The sequence below is a fragment of the Campylobacter sp. P091 genome (assembly GCF_002138935.1).
GTDB classification, from domain to species: domain Bacteria; phylum Campylobacterota; class Campylobacteria; order Campylobacterales; family Campylobacteraceae; genus Campylobacter; species Campylobacter devanensis.
The window spans coordinates 214,559-232,183 of record NZ_MJKZ01000001.1 but is presented as its reverse complement, the minus strand read 5'-3'; the positions used below and the strand labels follow the sequence as shown (position 1 = coordinate 232,183).

Genomic DNA, 17,625 nt, shown 5'->3' with positions numbered 1-17,625 from the left:
TATGAGATGTGTAATTTTTTTCCTGTTTTTTTGTGTTAGTTTGCATGCTTTTACATTAAGTATAAATGCTGGTAAGTATCATGGCGATTCATACTATATAATCCATCTTCAAGATGATAAGGAGATAATTTGCGAAGAACGCAATAATGAAGAGAATAAAGTATATAGTTGTAAGGTTTTTGCTAAATTTGAAAAGAATTTAAAAAATCAAGATTTACCATTTGCTAGAATTAGTTTCCATCCTGTAAGCGATGGATTTACAGTGGTTATTCAGCCCAAAATGTCCTCTAGAATCTTTAATGCAAGTAATAAACTATTTGATTCGCATAATGCTAAAGCTGATAAAGATAGCCATTCAAAACATTTTACTATTAATATAAATAAACACCTTAATGAATTAGATACTAGCTATATTAATGGGATAAATTTTCCTATAAAATATCCAAATTTAATACATCCAAGTGTAGGTGCTTTAGATTTAAATAAAGAACCAATTACATATAACGAAAATGGCGATATGGGTATATATCTCTCGATTAAAAAGAGCTATGAGCGTAAAGGTTATAGAGAGGTTATTCATGAAAGTCAAAAAGCGATGAATATGCACCCAGATAGTATATTCTTAGGAGAGTTTTTGCTATATCAAATTCGTGCTATGGATAAGCTAGTAATCCAAGAAGCAGAGTACCAATCTACTCAAAAAATTAATCAAACTATTATAGATTCAGCCAAATTATGGATGAGATTTAATGGTTCTGATAGAAATTATCCTGAGGTTTTATACATCAATATGATGGCACATTTAAATAGCGATTTGCGTGAAGATGCAGAGTATATACTAGATATGTTAATGACTGAATATAGTGAAGATCAATGGACCAAGCGAGCAATTATGGGTTATGCTGATTATTTAGTAGCCCAAGGCAAACTAGGCGATGGAATGAGATTTTATGAAGATGTTTTATATAGCTCAAATGATCCAGATATTGCTAGTGAAGCCTCGCTAAAGCTAGTTAAAATTTATCTTTCGCAGCAAAGATTTACTGAAGCAGCGCATTATATCGATAGAGTTGTTACGGCAAATTCAAAATATATTTTAGATAATAAAGATTATAGTATAGAGGTTGCTGATGAATTACGTGCTAATGGTCTATTTGATACAGCCTCCAAGCTTTATAGAGTGATATTTGAAGATTCAACCTTACATGATGGACATTATGAAATTAGCCTTCGTCGCTTAGGTACTACACTAGTTCGTGGAAGCGACCCTGTGAGCGCTCATGAATATTTAAAAAGATATAAAAAAGAGTATCCTGATAATGAATTTACTAGCGAAATAGATAAGGCTATAGATACGCTATTTTTTGATTTGCCAAATACAAGCAGCGAAGAAAAACACGCTCACTATGCTGATTTGCTAGAGCGTTATCCTGGACAAGAGTTAGCTAAAATGGCTCTTAAGGCTGAAGTTGATTTAAGCTTTAAAGAGAAAAAATATGGCGATATTTTAAAATTGCGTGGTCTTATAGCTGATTTAAATGAGAGTAAGGTTGCTGATGTAATGAATGCTGCAGCATTAAATTTAGCCAATAACCGCAATCAAAACTCAGATTGTATAGATCTTATAGCTTTAATAGATGAATATGGATTAGAAGATAAAATTTCTGATAAACTAAAATTATTTAACTGCTATGATAGAATGAGGCGCTATACTCAAGCATATAATTTGGCCGAACAACATCTTAATGAGCCAAATTTAAATAATCGTGTTGTTTGGTTAAATAATTTTACTAAAATAAATTATAAAATTACTCGTTATACTAATGCTATCGATACTAGTTTTAAGGCTGTTGAGCTAGCTAGCAAAGTGCCATATAGTGATCCAAGTGAGGCGATTATATATAGATTTTATTCACTTTTAAAGCTTAATAGATTTGATGAGGCTATATCTGCGCTTAAAACCTTAGATGGGAAAAGAGGTATTGATTTGATGTTGATTGAGGCTTATGATACTGCTATGCATTATGCTAATCAACAAGGAAATCAAATCGCAGTAGATTATGCTATAAAAGTGTTAAATTTACAAAAAAAGCTAAATATTAATACATTTAGCCCAGAAGCAAATTTTATATATATAGATAGTTTAGTTGCAAGGTCAAAACTTCAAGAGGCAAAAAATGAGCTTGAGGAGATTTTTGCGCTAAATTTAAAACCGCATAACCGTGCTAGGGCCTTGCATAAAATAGCTCAAATTGAAATCTCGCAAAATAATTTAAAAGAAGCAGCTAAATATATAAATGAATGCTTAGAGATTGCAGGTGATAGCCAGTGGCGTGGGCTTTGCACTGAGCAAAAGTTATTAGTTGATGGAATTTAGCGATTTGATTTGAGTTAAAACCACACTTAAATCTAGATTTTTTCCATCAAGTTTTATACTATCAAAGCCTTTATTAAATGTTCTTTGACGTTTAGCTAGCTGAGTGGTATGAATAATTATTAGATTTTCTAGTTCATTTAGATTAATCTTGCCATTTAAATACTCTTTACACTCTTTTAGACCAATGGAATTAAGCGGTTTTAAAGAGTTATTATAGTGTTTAAATAGATACTCAGCCTCATCTATTAGGCCATTTTGTAGCATATTTTTGGTGCGGATTTTTATGCGTTCTATTAGTTCTATTTTATCCCAAACTAATTCAAAAATTGGTAAGTTTTTAATCACCGGTTGGCTTGTGTTATCTCGTAGCCATTGCGATGGAATGGCGCTAGTTTGGGTGTAAATTTGATACCATTTGTGTAGGCGAAATTTATCATTTTTGCTAAATTTAGAGCAAAATTTGCTATCAATTTTTACTGCTAAATTCCAAATTTCATCATCACTTATATCTATTTTGATTGACTTTGTTTTAGGCGCTAGGCCACTTAGCATAGCTTTTAGATAAAACCCACTTCCACCAGTAATTATTAATGGAATATCTAGATTTTTTGCATATGCTAAAGCTTGCTTATATTCAGCGATAAAATCCCCTACGCAAAACTCATCATTAGGACTAGCTATATCAATTCCAAAATGCTTAACAAGAGCTAATTCATCGCTACTTGGCTTAGCACTAGCGATATTAATTTCTTTATATAGGCATAATGAATCAAGACTTAAAATCACTCCATCAAGCTCTCTTGCAACCTTAATAGCTAAGTCGCTTTTTCCACTTGCAGTAGTGCCAATAATTGCAAATTCATAAAACATTTTACACTCTTTATTTTTGTGTATTTTATCTAAACCATCACCTTAAATTGCTTAAAATAGCTATTTATCAATCAAAATTTAGATAAATTTTGCTAAAATAATAACTTAAAGGAAAAATATGGCGAAATTTATACAAATTTTAAAAGATATTAATGAATTAATTGTATTTAAACATTCTGTTTTTGCCTTGCCATTTATCTTTGTAGCGATGATTGTGGCTTCAAAAAATGCAAATGGTTCGGTTTGGTTTGGTTTTGAATTGTTGATTTTGGGGTTATTTTGTGCAGTTAGTGCTAGAAATTTTGCTATGGGAGCAAATCGTTATCTAGATAGAGATATTGACAAAGATAATCCACGTTGCGCTTCTCGTCCAAGTGTAGATGGTAGAATTGGCAGTAAAAATTTATTAATCTTTATTTGGTTAAACGCATTAATTTTTGTAGTTGTAGCATATTTTATAAATTCACTTGCATTTTGGTTAAGCTTTCCGATTTTAGCAATTCTAGGAGCATATTCGTACTTTAAAAGATTTTCTAGCCTTGCACATGTAGTTCTTGGGATATGTCTTGGGCTCTCACCAATTGCTGGGGCTATTGCAGTGCTTGCTGATATACCTTTGTGGGTAATTTTGTTATCTTGTGGGGTTGTCTTTTGGGTGGCCGGATTTGATATTTTATACTCTTTGCAAGATATGGATTATGATAAAAAAAAGGGATTATTTAGTATTCCTAGTATTTATGGGGCGCAGGCTTCGATGTTTATTTGTGCTCTTTTTCATTTTCTCACAATACTTTTTTGGCTACTTTTTGCTATTAGTGCAAAGCTTGGAATAATAGGATGTATAGGTGTAGTAGTTAGTGGAATTATTTTATATCTTGAACATAGAATTGTTAGACGAGATTTTAGTAAGATTGATAGAGCATTTTTTACTTTAAATGGCTATTTAGGGATTATATTTTTTATCTTTGTATTGGTGAGTTTATGGTAGATTTTAGATTGATTAGTAGTAGGGTTGAGATTGAGTTTGAACCTGATATGGATGGGGCGCACGAGAGTGAGTTTAATCAAGGTAGGAGCAATATCGATGAGTGGCTAAGCATCGAGATGGCTAGGGGTGAAGGTGAGAATAGCGATCCGCTAACTATAAAGCTTTTAGTTGAACTATATAAAAAAGTAGAAGAATTATCAAATATCATTAAAAATCAGCACACTCCACCAAAGCCACTTAAATTTTGCCTTGTTACTAGTAAAATCGGATATGAGGGATTTGAATTTGATACAGATTGTTTAGAAATTGGGACTAGTTATTTTGCTAGGGTAAATTTGCCATTATTTATCAAGCGTGAAGTTATGGTATATTTTAAAGCAATTACGCCAAAGTGTGCTAAGATTTTAAAAATTTCAAGAGGTAATGAGCGTGAGTGGAACGCTTTTGTAGCTGAGAGCGAGAGATTAGAGATAAGGAAGGTTAAAAATAGTGAGCAATGAGTTATTACTTTATGTAGCATTTGTGCTATTATTGGGTGTGTTTGGAGCGATATTTTGGCTAAGAGATAAGCAAGTAAATCTAAAATTTGCTAAATTTGAATTAGCAATAGAGGGTCTAATAAAAGAGAATTATCAGCTCAAAAAACAACTAACAGAATTAGCACAAACTCCGCCACCAGTGCTACAAAATCCAGTTGATATGAGTCAGATAGAGCATCAAATTGATATTAAAATTAGCGAAGGATTAAGTCATAAAATCGCTCCAATAATAGAAAATGTTCGCATAATAGAACAATCTGTAAATGAGATAAAAGATGATCAATTAGATAGGCTATACAACCTTGAAGAACGAACTAAAAGTATAAGCAAAATTACACCGCCAAGTTTTGAAGTAAGCAATGAGAGCAAGGTAGTTGAGATGTATAGGGCTGGAAAAAGTCCTGAGATGATTGCTAAAGATCTTCAACTAGGCGTAGGACAAGTTACGATGATTTTGAAATTTAAAAAAGAGATGTAATGCTAGTTGATAAATTTGGTCGAGTGATTGATTATTTAAGAATTTCTGTAACTGAGCTATGTAATTTTAAATGTAGATATTGTATGCCAGAAGATAATCAATTTAATAACATTGGTAGGGATAATATCTTAAGCTACGAAGAGATGTTTGAATTTGTTAAAATTTGCCTTGATAATGGAGTAAAAAAGGTTAGACTCACAGGTGGTGAGCCGCTAGTAAGAAAAGATATTCAAAAATTTGTTAAAATGATAAATGATTATAAGCCAGGTCTTGATTTGGCGATGACGACAAATGGATATTATTTAAAGCAAAAAGCTAAAGAGTTAAGAGAGGCTGGATTAAAAAGATTAAATATATCGCTTGATACTTTAGATGCTAAAAAGGCCAATTTTCTAGCTAGAAAGGAAGTTTTAAGTTATGTTTTAGCTGGAATTGATGAGGCAGTAAATGAAGGATTTGTAATAAAGCTAAATACTGTTGCTTTGCGTGGAGTAAATGATGGAGAGTTAATAGAACTTTTAGAGTTTGCAAAAAGCAAAAATGCTCAAATTCGTTATATCGAATTTATGGAAAATACCCACGCTGCTAGTGATTTAAAGGGACTTAAAAAGGATGATATTTTAGAAATATTATCTAAAAAGTATAGCATAAAAGAGATTACAAAAAGCCCAAACAGCCCTTCAAGCCTATTTGAAACCAGCGATGGGTATAAATTTGGAATAATTGATCCACATAAGCATGATTTTTGTGCTAGTTGTAACCGCTTACGCCTAAGTGCTGATGGGCTTTTAATTCCATGTTTATACTATGAAGATGGTCAAAGCATAAAAGAAGCTATGAGAGCTAGAGATTATACAAAAGCTAGAGAGATTTTAAAAGCTGTCTTAGATGCAAAACCTGAGAAGAACAAATGGGAAAATGACGGTAAAGGCGAGATCTCAAGTAGGGCATTTTATCAAACTGGTGGATAATATGGTTGAGATTGTTGAGTATTTTAGTTCGATTCAGGGCGAGGGAAAATTTCAAGGTAAAAATGCATTTTTTATCCGTCTTGGTGGATGTAATCTTAAATGTGTTGGGTTTGGTTGTTCTCTTCGCTCACCAAAAACTGGAGAGATGTTATTAGGGTGCGATACTATTAGAGCCGCACAATCATCGCATTTTGAGTATGAAAAATTTGACTCTCAGCGTTTAATTAGCTTACTTCTTGGGTTAAAACATAAACCTTTAATCATTATCACTGGTGGCGAGCCGCTTATCTATTATAGCGACCGTGATTTGCTTAAGTTTCTTGAATATGCTATTAGTGTGGGATTTAGCGTACAGTTTGAGACAAATGGAACAATTGATGTTGATTTTGCTAAATTTCCAATATATAAAAAATGCACTTTTGCTGTAAGTGTAAAATTAGCCCTAAGTGGTGAACCAGCCCATAAAAGAATTAATAAAAAAGCGTTAAAATCACTATTTAGCAACGCTAGTTGTTTTTATAAATTTGTAACTACTGGTAAGCAGATTGATGAAATTAAAGAAATTTTAGCTTTACAAAATGGCGATGTTTGGTGTATGCCTTTAGCAAGAGACCAAAATGAGCTAGAATACAACGCTAAAAATGTAGTAAATTTATGTATAGAAAATGGATTTAATTATAGCGATAGATTGCATATTCGAATTTGGAATGATTTAAATGGAGTTTAATGTATGATAATTAGAAAAATTTATGATTTTGAAAATGCACATATCGTAAGATTTTGTAGTTCTAAGCGCTGCAAGGAGAGTATTCATGGTCATAGCTATAGATGTGAGGTGTTATTAAAGTCTGATTATCTTGATGCTGCTGGAATGGTGTATGATTTTGGGCTTATGAAACAGCACATTAGAATGATTATTGATAGTTTTGATCACACGACCACATTATATGCAAAAGATAGCGATGAGTATAAAAATGATATGAAAAAGCATTCTAAACGCTGGATAGAGCTTCCATACAACCCAAGTGCTGAACATTTTAGCCGTATATTTTTTGTATTAATTGATAAGCTACTTAGTCAGTGTGTTATGCAAAATGGTGAAAAAGGTGTAGAGCTTTATAGTATTATTGTGCATGAAACAGCTACTGGTTATGCGCAGTGTTTTAGAGAAGATGCATATAGCACAAAAATGGGGCTTATAAATTTAGATGAGATAATCTTTAGCGATGAGATTAAAAATGAGTGGAATGATTTTGATTTTTACGAACAGCTTAAAAATGGCAATAAATTTATAAATCCAAAGGAGTGTTAATGAGAAAATTATCCTTGATAATTTTATTAATTGTTAGCTTTTGTGGTTGTGAGGATAAAGCATCACAAACTAATAAAAATGACGCTATAGAAATTCCGCCACCAGATGTGCCAATTGCTAAAAGCGATGGTAATGCAACAATTGATAGCGACTTTCCACCAATGCCGGTAGCAGAATGATTGAGACATATGCGCTTAGTGCTAGCTTGCACCTTGTATTTATAAAGATACTTTTAGCTTTGCTTGTAGTTCATCTAGGGCTTGTGTTTATCGGTGATACAGCTAAATTTGGTTATATTAAAAGACTTATGCTTTTCTTACCGACTTATTATGTTTTTATGGCATTTATATTTTTTACTGGAATGCTAAATTTGGCTATTTTACACTTTAGTATGAGTTTATCGATTTGGATAATGATTGTATGCTGGATAGGATTAATTCCGCTTGGTGCGATTGGGTTTAAGCGGTTAAAAGCAGTAAGGGTTAATAAGGAATTTGGTAAATTTAAGAAATTTATGGCTATAAAAATATTTTGTGAAATAGCTATTGTTGGATTTGGGACATTTATTGGAATTGTATTATGAAATTTATATATCATGCTGGTGCTGGAAGCGAGAATATAGATATTGATGGCGATAGCTTTAGCCATTTAAAAGCTCTTAGATTGACTCAAGGTAAAAGAGTAGATATAAGAAATTTAAAAGATGGATATAGCTATATTTATGAGATTATTAGTATGGATAGAAGGCGAGCTAGCTCGGAATTAGTGTTTAAATCATTAATCCCTTTTGTAGAGCATAAATTTGAGCTAGCGTGGGCAGTAGTTGATCCTAGCGTAATAGAAAAGAGCTTGCCAAGTCTAAACGAGCTTGGTGTAGGGCGTTTAAATTTAGTATATTGTGAGTTTTCTCAGCGAAATATTAAGATAAATTTAGAGCGATTAGAGCGGATTTTAATTAGTAGTTCTCAGCAGTGCGGTAGGAATTCTATCATGGAGATTGTGGTTTTTAATAGTATTGATGAGCTTTTAGCTTATAAAAGCGATGTAGCACTTATTGATTTTGGTGGGGCGAGTTTATCTGGATATGAGGGCAAAGAGATGCTTTTTATCGGGCCAGAAGGTGGATTTAGTCAAAATGAAAGAGATAAAATAAGAATTAAATTTGCTCTAAATTCTCCATATATACTTCGTTCAAATAGTGCCATTATCGGCGTTGCTAGTAAGATTTTGATATAGATTATGGAAGTTATAGTAATTTTAATGATATGTTTAGCGCGTGCAATTATATGTGCGTTACCTGGATTTATTCTTGGATTTTTTTATGATTTGCAAGAGCGTAAAAAGTATATATTTTTAGCTTGTGCTTTTATGTTTAGTTTATATTTAGCATTTACAAGGCCTGAAGGGATAGGTTTTTGGGGAATTTTAATTGGATTTATAGAGGATTTTGGCGGAATTTATATAGGGGCTTTTATCTTTATAGGACTTAGAAATATGGCTAAAAAATTCGGCCTTTGTAAGATTTGTGATAAATTTAGGAGAAAGCGTGAAAACTCTAACAATAATTGATACTTTTGGATTCTTTTTTCGTCTATATTATGCTATGAGTGGTTTGAAAAATAAAGATGGCAAACCAAGCGGAATGATTCATGGATTTGCTAATTTTATAGCAAATTTAAAGCAAGAATTTCATAGTGATTATATTGTTTTTGCCCTTGATAGCGGAGGTAAAACTTTTAGAAATGATATAGATCCAAATTATAAAGCTAACCGCTCAGAAGCTCCAAAGGAGCTAAAAGAGCAGCTTCCAATATGTATTGATATGATTGAGAGAATGGGCTTATGTAGCCTAAGAGTTGAAGGATATGAGGCTGATGATATTATTGCAAGTTTTATCAAAAATAATCCACAAGATGATTTATTAATTAAAGTAGTTACTCATGATAAGGATCTATATCAGTTAATCAATGATAGAGTAAGCATTTATAGTCCAGCTAAAAAGGAGTTATATGATAGGGATGGTTGTTATGAAAAATATGGCATATATCCTGAGCAGGTTAGAGATTTTTTAGCATTAACTGGTGATAGTGCCGATAATATCCCAGGTGTTAAGGGTATTGGAGATAAGGGCGCAAAGAAGCTTTTAGATGAGTTTGGAACTATTGAGAATTTGTATGAGAATTTAAATCAAGTCAGAAATGAGCGAACTAAAAATTTGCTTTTTGATGGTAAAGAGAGTGCTTTTATATCTAAGAGACTCGCAAGTTTATATGATGGGCTTAAAACACCTGATTTACAAAATGCCAAATTTCCTCAACACAATCCACTTATAAATATACAAGATATTCTAAAAGAGTACTCATTAAATCGCCTTTTAGCTAATCTTAGAAGTGATGAGCCAGTAAAGGAGCTAAGTTTTGAGCCGGTTTTGATTACTGATGAGTATGAGCTAGAAAGGATTTTAGGGGGTATTAGTAGTGATACGCTAATTGCTTTTGATACTGAAACAACTAGCATAGAGGCTAGAGAAGCTAAAATTGTAGGATTTAGCTTTTGTTTTAATGAACAAAAGAGTTACTATGTTCCTATAAATCATAGCTATCTTGGTGTACCTAATATGGTTAGCTATAAAGTGGCAGCTTGGGCAATTGAGCAGATTTTTTCAGCTTTTGTAATTGGGCAGAATTTAAAATATGATTTTAAAATTATACTAAATAATTTTGGCATAAAACCACCGAAAAATTATGCTGATACGATGATAATGGCATGGCTAGATAATCCAAGTACAAGTGTAGGAATGGATGCACTAGCTAAAAAACTTTATGATTATGATACGATTAAATTTGAAAGCGTTGTAAAAAAGGGTGAAACCTTTGCTAGTGTAGAACTAGAGAGCGCAGCAAAATATGCAGCTGAAGATGCGTGGATAACGCTTAGATTTTATAACAGTTTTTGTAAGAAACTTGAGCCTAATATGCTAAAAATTGCAAAAGAGATTGAATTTGATTTTATATTAACTTTACTTGATATGGAAGATAATGGAATTAAAGTAAATCAATCTAAGCTTAGGGAGTTAATTGATAAAAATAATATCCAGTTAGAGAGCTTAAAGGTTCAAATTTATGAGCTATGTGGAATAAAATTTAATATAAACTCTACTAAACAGTTAGGTGAAGTGCTGTTTGATGAACTAAAGCTTCCTAGCAAAAAAAAGACAAAAACTGGTTATAGCACCGATGAGAGTGTGCTTAGTGAGTTAGTAGAGCTTCATCCATGCGTCGCTAAAATCTTAGAGTATAGAGAGCTTTATAAGCTACAAAGTACATATTGTGAGCCGATTTTAAATTTAGCTCAAAAGGATGTTGATAGCAGGGTTTATACCAGTTTTATTCATACTGGTACAGCAACTGGTAGGTTAGCTAGCAAAAATCCAAATTTGCAAAATATCCCAGCTCGTGGAAGTTATGCTAAGCCGTTTAGAGCAGTATTTGAAGCAAAAGATGGTTATAGTCTTTTAAGTCTTGATTACTCCCAAATTGAGCTTAGATTGCTAGCACATTTTAGTGAGGATGTAGCACTTGTAGAGGCATTTAAAAGTGGTAAAGATATTCATGCTCAATCAGCTATAAATATCTTTGGTGAGTCAAATGAGCAAAATAGAGCAATTGCAAAATCTATAAATTTTGGATTAATATATGGTATGGGAGTGAATAAACTTAGTGCTAATTTAGATATTGACAAAAAGGCAGCTAAAGAGTATATTACTAGATATTTTAATGCATTTAGTGGCGTTCAAGATTATCTTCAAAGTATAAAAGATAGCGCCAAAAGAGATGGATTTGTAGAGACTTTACTTAATAGGCGTAGGTATTTTGATTTTTCTAATGCCTCAGCTATGCAGGTTGCAATGTATGAAAGAGAAGCAGTAAATAGCAAATTTCAAGGCAGTGCTGCAGATATTATTAAGCTTGCAATGCTTAAAATTCGCCCAATGTTAGGCGATGCAAAGATGTTGCTTCAAATTCATGATGAGTTGATTTTTGAAGTTAGTGATGATATAGCACAGGAGTTTGGAGCACAAGTGGCTAATGTTATGAGCAGTGTTGTAAATTTAAATGTTCCATTGGTCGTGAACTATAATATAGCAAAAAATTGGGCTAATCTAAAGTAATTTGGTAAAATTCAGTTAAATTTTTGTTAAATTATGTAATAATTAAATAATTTTTAAAATGGGGTCTTTATGGATATTTCTACTATTTTAGGGATGGTTTTTTCCATCGCAAGTATCTCGGTTGGAGATATTTTAGAAGGTGGTAATCCTTTGCATGTTTTGCATCTTAGTTCTGTACTCATTGTTATACCTACAGCGATGTTCTCATCTATGACTGCTACAAACAAAAAATATATCAAGGCTACTTTTCAAGAGCTAAAGATTGTATTTAAAGGCTCTGGTGTAGATATGAGTGCTAGGATTGCAGAGCTAGTAGAGTATAGTACGCTAGCTAGAAAAAATGGAATTTTGTCTTTAGAACAAAAGGCTATGGCGGTTGAAGATGAATTTTTGCAAACCGGGCTTAATATGTTAGTTGATGGTCAACCTATAAATGAAGTCAAAGAGCATCTAGAGTTATCTATTCAGACAACTGAAGAATATTATCACGAGTGTGCGCATTATTGGATTAGAACTGGTGAGAGCTGCCCGACATTTGGACTAGTTGGGGCGGTTATGGGTCTTATGCTTGCATTACAACTACTTGATAATCCTGCTGCGATGGCTGCTGGTATTGCTTCGGCATTTACAGCGACTGTTACTGGTATTATGGGTTCGTATGCTATTTTTGCTCCGTGGGGTAATAAAATGCTAAACAATGCAAAAGACATCATAAAAGAAAAAGAGATGATCCTAGAAGCGTTAATCGGTATTGCTGAAGGAGCAAATCCAAGAAGCTTGGAAGCAAAATTATTTAACTTCCTAGATAAAAATGAACCAAGAAATTCACAATTTAACTAAGGTAGAATATGGCAAAAAAGAAAAAAGCACAAGAGTGTCCAGCAGGTGAGAAATGGGCTGTTCCATATGCGGATTTTCTCTCTTTGCTTTTGGCACTTTTTATTGCACTTTATGCAATTTCAGCAATTAATAAAGCCAAAATAGAGGCATTAAAGACTGAATTTATAAAGATTTTTGATTTTCCTGATACTCACTCATTAAAAGATACTAAAAAACCATCAAGAAGTGATAAGGAATTTGATAGTCCTAGTATTACAATGCAAGTACAAAATGATGCGCCAACAAATGTAAATGTAAATAATGAAAGATATAAAGTTACACTAGATCAAGCAGAAAATCAAGTGGCGATTGATTTGCCAGCAAACATTAAATTTGATCATCAAAGTTCAAAAATTTATAATCCAGATGTGATAAACTTTATCAATATTGTATCTATGATTATAAATAAAATTCCAGCTTCTGTAGCTGTGGATATTAGAGGTTATGCTGATGATTTTGGCGATTACACTGCTGATTATAGGCTAGGAATCGAGCGTGCTTATAGCGTGTTTGCAATGCTGGCAAACAACGGTGTAGATACTAAAAGAATGCGTATAACATCATTTGGTGATAGTGTAAATATTATAAATAGTGATTTAAAAATTGCTAAAATATATTTTAAGATTGATGTTAAAGATAAAGCGCTTCAAAAATCAGTTTTAGATATACTTAGTGAGCTTAAATAAAAATCATTATCATTTTATATTAAGTTATATATAAGTTTAAATTTGATAACCTACGGGTTAAATTTAATTTAAGGAGTATAAAATGGCAGTAAAAATTACTGATATATGCATTAGTTGTGGTTCTTGTATTGATGAGTGTCCAGTTGGCGCAATTGTGGATGACGTAGATAATCCAACTGGTGAAGATACTTATTATGTTTATGCTGATAAATGTGTTGAATGCGTAGGTCATAATGATGAACCAGCCTGTGCTAACGCCTGTCCAACTGATGGATGTATTGTTTGGAGTGATATAGTAGAAGGTCAGCCAAGCAGAGATGACATTGGTGCCAATTTAAGAGATGGCACAAACCCTGTAGTAGCTTAATCTAACTATAATTAAAAAAGATTACTATTTTTTTAAGCTTAGTTTTGATATAATCACGATTTTTAAAACCTGATTAATAGGAGATCGATATGGAACAAACTCTATCAATAATTAAACCAGATGCGACAAAAAAGGGCGTAATAGGTAAAATTATCGATAGATTCGAAAGCAATGGGCTTAGAATCGCAGCAGCTAAAAAAGTACAATTAAGCGTTGAAGATGCTAAAAAATTTTATGAGGTACATGCTAGTAGGCCATTTTACAATGATTTAGTCGAATTTATGACTAGTGGCCCAGTGGTAGTAATGGTACTTGAGGGCGAAAATGCTGTTTTAAAAAATAGAGAATTAATGGGCGCTACAAACCCTAAAGAGGCGGCACCTGGTACTATTAGAGCTGATTTCGCTGAGAGCATTGACGCAAACGCAGTCCATGGTAGCGATAGTTTAGAAAATGCTAAAATTGAGATTGCATTTTTCTTTGCTAGTAGAGAGATCTGCTAAGGTTATTTAATTGAAAATTCGCTTTGATAAGCTAACTACTACGCCAGTTAATTTTGAAAGTAGTATTGATGGAGTTAAATTTAGCGGTAGTATTAAAAAAACTACTCTGAATTTAGCCAAGTGCAGCGGTAGATTAATCGGTGAATTAGAGCATATTTGTGATAGTTGTGGCACTGATATAGTTTTAAGCCTAGATGAAGAACTAAATCTAATTTTAAGCGATGGTATCTATAAAGATAGTGATAATGAGCTAAGCAATACCATAGAATTTTTTGGTGGTATAATAGATACAGATGAGATCTTAATTGGTGAGTTAGAGGCCTTTAAAAGCGATTATTTTTATTGTGATAAGTGTAAAATTTTAGAAGGAGAGTAAAATGGCAGTACCTAAGCGTAGAGTGAGTCATACAAGAGCTGCAAAGCGTAGAACCCACTATAAAGTTACATTACCAATGCCGGTAAAAGATAAAGACGGCAGCTGGAAAATGCCTCACCGTGTAAATAGAACAACTGGCGAGTACTAATATAAACGATGATTAAAATAGCAATTGACGCTATGGGCGGGGATTTTGGTGCTGAGCCAATTATAGCTGGAGTTATTGAAGCTTTAAAACAAAGAGAGTTTCAAGCTTATTTAGTAGGTGATGAGAGTAAGCTAAAATCCCTTATTCCACATAAATACTCTAAATTTATTACTTTTGTTCAATCTAGCGAAGTGTTTGCTATGGATGAGAGTGCTACTGATGCGCTAAAACGTAAAGAAAGTACGATATTCAAAGCTGTCGAGCTAGTTCGTAGTGGAGATTGTAAAGCAGTAGTATCAGCCGGTCATAGTGGTGCTAGTATGAGTTTAGCAACTTTACGTCTTGGACGAGTAAAGGGTATTAGTAGGCCAGCAATTGCTACTTTAATGCCTACAACACAGGCTAATCAAAAAACATTGGTCTTAGATGTTGGTGCAAATGTTGATTGTAAGGCAGAAAATTTATTTGAATTTGCTATTATGGGCTATGCTTATGCTAAAGAGATTATGAGGATTGATAATCCTAGAATTGGTCTACTTAGCAACGGTGAAGAGGATTGCAAAGGTAATGAAATTACAAAAGATGCATTTGAAATGCTTAAAAAACTCGATAGTTTCATCGGAAATGTAGAGGGTAATCAAATTTTTGATGGAAGTGTTGATGTTATCATCTGCGATGGATTTGTTGGTAATATTTTATTAAAAACCAGCGAAGGTGTTGCTAGTGCAATTACTAAAATTATCAAACAAAGTGTTAAAAAATCTCCGCTTGCAATTTTAGGTGCGATTTTGATGAAGAGTGTATTTAGAGGGCTTAAGAACCAGATTGATTATGATGAATATGGTGGTGCACCGCTTCTTGGTGTAAAAGATTGTGTAATCATCAGCCATGGTAAATCAAGTTCAAAAGCTATTAAAAATGCAATATTCCAAGCTCTTAAATTCTCAGAATCTAGCATAAATGAGGTTATTTCAAATGAGCTTACAAAGTTTGCAAAATGACTAAAGCTTCGTTAATTTCAATTGGTGCTTATGCTCCTAAAGATATTCTTACAAATTATGATTTAGAAAAGATAGTTGATACTAGCGATGAATGGATAACTAAGCGTACTGGAATTAAAGAGCGTCGTATCGCTAAGGATGAATTTACAAGCGACTTAGGTTATAGGGCGGCTTTGCAAGCTTTGGAGCGCTCAGGATTAGATAAGAGTGATATCGATGCTGTAATATGCGCTACTATTACACCAGACTATTTTTGCATGCCTTCAACTGCTTGCGTGATCGCAAATAAACTAGGCCTAAAAGATGTAACAGCCTTTGATATTAGTGCGGCTTGTACAGGATTTATCTATCTTTTAGAGTTAGCTAAATCTATGATTGAAAGCGGTGCTAAGAGAAATATTTTAATTATTGGAGCTGAGAAAACTAGTGCGATTATGGACTGGAGTGATCGTAGTATTTGTGTGCTTTTTGGTGATGGAGCAGGTGCAGCCGTAGTTAGCGCAAGAGATAACAATCCAATTTTAGATGTACATACTTCAAGCGATGGAAGCAAAGGTGAGCTATTAATAACTCCGGGTTGTGCTATTGTAAATCCTGCAAATAAGGATACTATAGAAAATCGACTAAATTTTATGAAAATGTCTGGTAACGATGTTTTTAAAATCGCCGTAAATACTCTAACAAAAGATGTGGTTAATATTTTAGAGAAAAACCAAATTTCATCAGATAATATAGATCTTTTTATCCCGCATCAAGCAAATTTAAGAATTATAGAGGCCGTAAAACAAAGATTAAATTTTAGCGATTCTCAATGTGTTGTAACTGTGCAAAAGTATGGTAATACTAGCTCGGCATCTATTCCTATGGCGATGAATGATGCCTATGAGAATAGTAGACTTAAAAATGGCTCATTAATATTACTTGATGCTTTTGGCGGTGGATTTACTTGGGGTTCAGCGCTTCTTTATTTTGGCGGAAAGTAGTTGATATGAATGAGAATTTAATAGCCTATTTAATTGCTTATTTAATTGGTGCAGTGCCTTTTGGTTTACTTTTTGGCTTACTTTTTGGTGGAATAAATATTAAAAAAAGTGGCAGTAAAAGTATTGGTGCTACAAATGTGTTAAGAGTAATTAAACAAAGCAATCCTGCGCTTGCTAAAAAACTTGCTATTTTAACTGTTGTGTTTGATGCGCTTAAGGGTGTAATACCTATTTTGGTTGGTAAATTTATATTTGAACTTGACATAGCTACTCTTTGGGCGATGGGAGTTTTGGCTGTTGTAGGGCATTGTTTTTCACCATATTTGATGTTTGAAGGTGGCAAGGGAATTGCTACTGGAGCTGGCGTTTTGGCGTGTTTTTTACCATTTGAGTTGATTATTGCTGTTATTGTATGGTTTATTGCTGGTAAAGTGCTTAAGATTTCTAGTTTAGCTTCACTTATAGCGCTTCTTGCAATGGTTGTATCATCATTTATATTCCACTATGATATACCTGAAATTAACACGCATGCGCCAATTTTAATTATTGCATTCATTGTAGTTTATAAGCATATGCCAAATATTAAACGCCTATTAAGTGGTTCTGAGGGCAAGGTTATTTGATTAGTGTTTTTGTTGATAGCCTTGAGTTTGATACAATAATTGGTCTTTTAGATTTTGAACGAGTCGAAGCTCAAAGAGTTTGTATTGATATGGAATTTAGCGCTGATGAATTTATAGATTATGCTAAGGTCTGTGAAGTTACACAAAGTGAATTTAAAGAGCAAAAATTTTATAAAATAGAGGATGCACTAGAGTATTTTTCTATTAAATTCAAAGAAAAGTACCCAAGTCTAAATAGTTTTTATATGAAAATTTCCAAAACTCAAATTATTAAAAATGCTACTGTAGGTGCAAAAATAATAAAGAATTATTAAAAATTGTTTAAATTTTCTTGAATTCTGGCTTAAATTTTG

23 protein-coding genes are annotated in these 17,625 nt (G+C 33.0%); 22 read left to right on the top strand and 1 reads right to left on the bottom strand.

Annotated features, from left to right (window positions below; all coding sequences use genetic code 11):
- The first annotated feature begins 1 nt into the window (after position 1).
- Positions 2 to 2,377: a tetratricopeptide repeat protein gene (locus CIGNP91_RS01175; protein WP_086253130.1), complete on the top strand. Its 2,376-nt coding sequence runs from the start codon at positions 2 to 4 to the stop codon at positions 2,375 to 2,377.
- Here the strand turns inward: CIGNP91_RS01175 and miaA are convergent.
- Positions 2,360 to 3,247 (bottom strand): tRNA (adenosine(37)-N6)-dimethylallyltransferase MiaA, encoded by an 888-nt coding sequence (gene miaA, locus CIGNP91_RS01170; protein ID WP_086253129.1) that lies wholly within the window; start codon positions 3,245 to 3,247, stop codon positions 2,360 to 2,362. The genes CIGNP91_RS01175 and miaA overlap by 18 nt on opposite strands.
- Before the next feature lie 118 nt (positions 3,248 to 3,365).
- Here miaA and mqnP point away from each other — a divergent pair, with 118 nt between their 5' ends.
- The 21 genes from mqnP to CIGNP91_RS01065 all read left to right on the top strand — a co-directional run bounded on the left by mqnP (position 3,366) and on the right by CIGNP91_RS01065 (position 17,586).
- Positions 3,366 to 4,235: a menaquinone biosynthesis prenyltransferase MqnP gene (gene mqnP / locus CIGNP91_RS01165; protein WP_086253128.1), complete on the top strand. Its 870-nt coding sequence runs from the start codon at positions 3,366 to 3,368 to the stop codon at positions 4,233 to 4,235.
- Positions 4,229 to 4,735 carry a hypothetical protein gene (locus CIGNP91_RS01160; RefSeq protein WP_086253127.1) on the top strand — a complete coding sequence of 169 codons (507 nt, stop codon included), beginning with the start codon at positions 4,229 to 4,231 and terminating at the stop codon, positions 4,733 to 4,735. The genes mqnP and CIGNP91_RS01160 overlap by 7 nt, the downstream gene beginning before the upstream one ends.
- A complete protein-coding gene (locus CIGNP91_RS01155) occupies positions 4,725 to 5,252 on the top strand; it encodes a DUF6115 domain-containing protein (RefSeq protein ID WP_086227240.1) in 528 nt (175 codons plus the stop codon). The genes CIGNP91_RS01160 and CIGNP91_RS01155 overlap by 11 nt, the downstream gene beginning before the upstream one ends.
- On the top strand, positions 5,252 to 6,223 hold the full coding sequence (moaA, locus tag CIGNP91_RS01150; protein ID WP_086225346.1) for a GTP 3',8-cyclase MoaA: 972 nt from the start codon (positions 5,252 to 5,254) through the stop codon (positions 6,221 to 6,223). The genes CIGNP91_RS01155 and moaA overlap by 1 nt, the downstream gene beginning before the upstream one ends.
- Positions 6,141 to 6,950 (top strand): 7-carboxy-7-deazaguanine synthase QueE, encoded by an 810-nt coding sequence (locus CIGNP91_RS01145; RefSeq protein WP_236848352.1) that lies wholly within the window; start codon positions 6,141 to 6,143, stop codon positions 6,948 to 6,950. The genes moaA and CIGNP91_RS01145 overlap by 83 nt, the downstream gene beginning before the upstream one ends.
- Positions 6,951 to 6,953: 3 nt before the next feature.
- The gene (locus tag CIGNP91_RS01140; RefSeq protein WP_086227239.1) at positions 6,954 to 7,535 is read left to right on the top strand and encodes a 6-pyruvoyl trahydropterin synthase family protein; all 582 of its coding nucleotides are present in this window, start codon (positions 6,954 to 6,956) and stop codon (positions 7,533 to 7,535) included.
- On the top strand, positions 7,535 to 7,714 hold the full coding sequence (locus tag CIGNP91_RS01135; protein ID WP_086225348.1) for a hypothetical protein: 180 nt from the start codon (positions 7,535 to 7,537) through the stop codon (positions 7,712 to 7,714). Before CIGNP91_RS01140 ends, CIGNP91_RS01135 begins: the two co-directional genes overlap by 1 nt.
- Positions 7,711 to 8,118, top strand: coding sequence for a hypothetical protein (locus CIGNP91_RS01130; protein ID WP_086253126.1), 408 nt, complete (start codon positions 7,711 to 7,713; stop codon positions 8,116 to 8,118). The genes CIGNP91_RS01135 and CIGNP91_RS01130 overlap by 4 nt, the downstream gene beginning before the upstream one ends.
- On the top strand, positions 8,115 to 8,771 hold the full coding sequence (locus tag CIGNP91_RS01125; protein ID WP_086253125.1) for a 16S rRNA (uracil(1498)-N(3))-methyltransferase: 657 nt from the start codon (positions 8,115 to 8,117) through the stop codon (positions 8,769 to 8,771). Before CIGNP91_RS01130 ends, CIGNP91_RS01125 begins: the two co-directional genes overlap by 4 nt.
- A 24-nt stretch (positions 8,772 to 8,795) precedes the next feature.
- Positions 8,796 to 9,104, top strand: coding sequence for a hypothetical protein (locus CIGNP91_RS01120; RefSeq protein ID WP_086228291.1), 309 nt, complete (start codon positions 8,796 to 8,798; stop codon positions 9,102 to 9,104).
- Complete coding sequence (gene polA, locus CIGNP91_RS01115; protein WP_086253124.1) at positions 9,082 to 11,706, top strand: DNA polymerase I; 2,625 nt, start codon at positions 9,082 to 9,084, stop codon at positions 11,704 to 11,706. The genes CIGNP91_RS01120 and polA overlap by 23 nt, the downstream gene beginning before the upstream one ends.
- Before the next feature lie 69 nt (positions 11,707 to 11,775).
- On the top strand, positions 11,776 to 12,546 hold the full coding sequence (gene motA / locus CIGNP91_RS01110; protein ID WP_086225353.1) for a flagellar motor stator protein MotA: 771 nt from the start codon (positions 11,776 to 11,778) through the stop codon (positions 12,544 to 12,546).
- A gap of 8 nt (positions 12,547 to 12,554) precedes the next feature.
- Positions 12,555 to 13,271, top strand: coding sequence for a flagellar motor protein MotB (gene motB / locus CIGNP91_RS01105; RefSeq protein WP_086227235.1), 717 nt, complete (start codon positions 12,555 to 12,557; stop codon positions 13,269 to 13,271).
- A gap of 82 nt (positions 13,272 to 13,353) precedes the next feature.
- Entirely contained in the window at positions 13,354 to 13,638 is a 285-nt protein-coding gene (locus CIGNP91_RS01100; protein WP_086225355.1) for a 4Fe-4S dicluster domain-containing protein, read from the top strand.
- An 89-nt stretch (positions 13,639 to 13,727) separates the two neighbouring features.
- Positions 13,728 to 14,141: a nucleoside-diphosphate kinase gene (gene ndk / locus CIGNP91_RS01095; RefSeq protein WP_086228287.1), complete on the top strand. Its 414-nt coding sequence runs from the start codon at positions 13,728 to 13,730 to the stop codon at positions 14,139 to 14,141.
- A gap of 10 nt (positions 14,142 to 14,151) precedes the next feature.
- Entirely contained in the window at positions 14,152 to 14,517 is a 366-nt protein-coding gene (locus tag CIGNP91_RS01090) for a hypothetical protein (protein ID WP_086225357.1), read from the top strand.
- A gap of 1 nt (position 14,518) precedes the next feature.
- On the top strand, positions 14,519 to 14,665 hold the full coding sequence (rpmF, locus tag CIGNP91_RS01085) for a 50S ribosomal protein L32 (protein ID WP_086225358.1): 147 nt from the start codon (positions 14,519 to 14,521) through the stop codon (positions 14,663 to 14,665).
- Between the two features lie 8 nt (positions 14,666 to 14,673).
- Positions 14,674 to 15,666: a phosphate acyltransferase PlsX gene (gene plsX, locus CIGNP91_RS01080; protein WP_086225359.1), complete on the top strand. Its 993-nt coding sequence runs from the start codon at positions 14,674 to 14,676 to the stop codon at positions 15,664 to 15,666.
- Positions 15,663 to 16,649, top strand: a complete 987-nt coding sequence (locus tag CIGNP91_RS01075) for a beta-ketoacyl-ACP synthase III (protein WP_086253123.1) — start codon at positions 15,663 to 15,665, stop codon at positions 16,647 to 16,649. Before plsX ends, CIGNP91_RS01075 begins: the two co-directional genes overlap by 4 nt.
- Before the next feature lie 5 nt (positions 16,650 to 16,654).
- A complete protein-coding gene (gene plsY / locus CIGNP91_RS01070; protein ID WP_086225361.1) occupies positions 16,655 to 17,272 on the top strand; it encodes a glycerol-3-phosphate 1-O-acyltransferase PlsY in 618 nt (205 codons plus the stop codon).
- The gene (locus tag CIGNP91_RS01065; RefSeq protein WP_086245376.1) at positions 17,269 to 17,586 is read left to right on the top strand and encodes a dihydroneopterin aldolase; all 318 of its coding nucleotides are present in this window, start codon (positions 17,269 to 17,271) and stop codon (positions 17,584 to 17,586) included. The genes plsY and CIGNP91_RS01065 overlap by 4 nt, the downstream gene beginning before the upstream one ends.
- Positions 17,587 to 17,625: the final 39 nt, after the last annotated feature.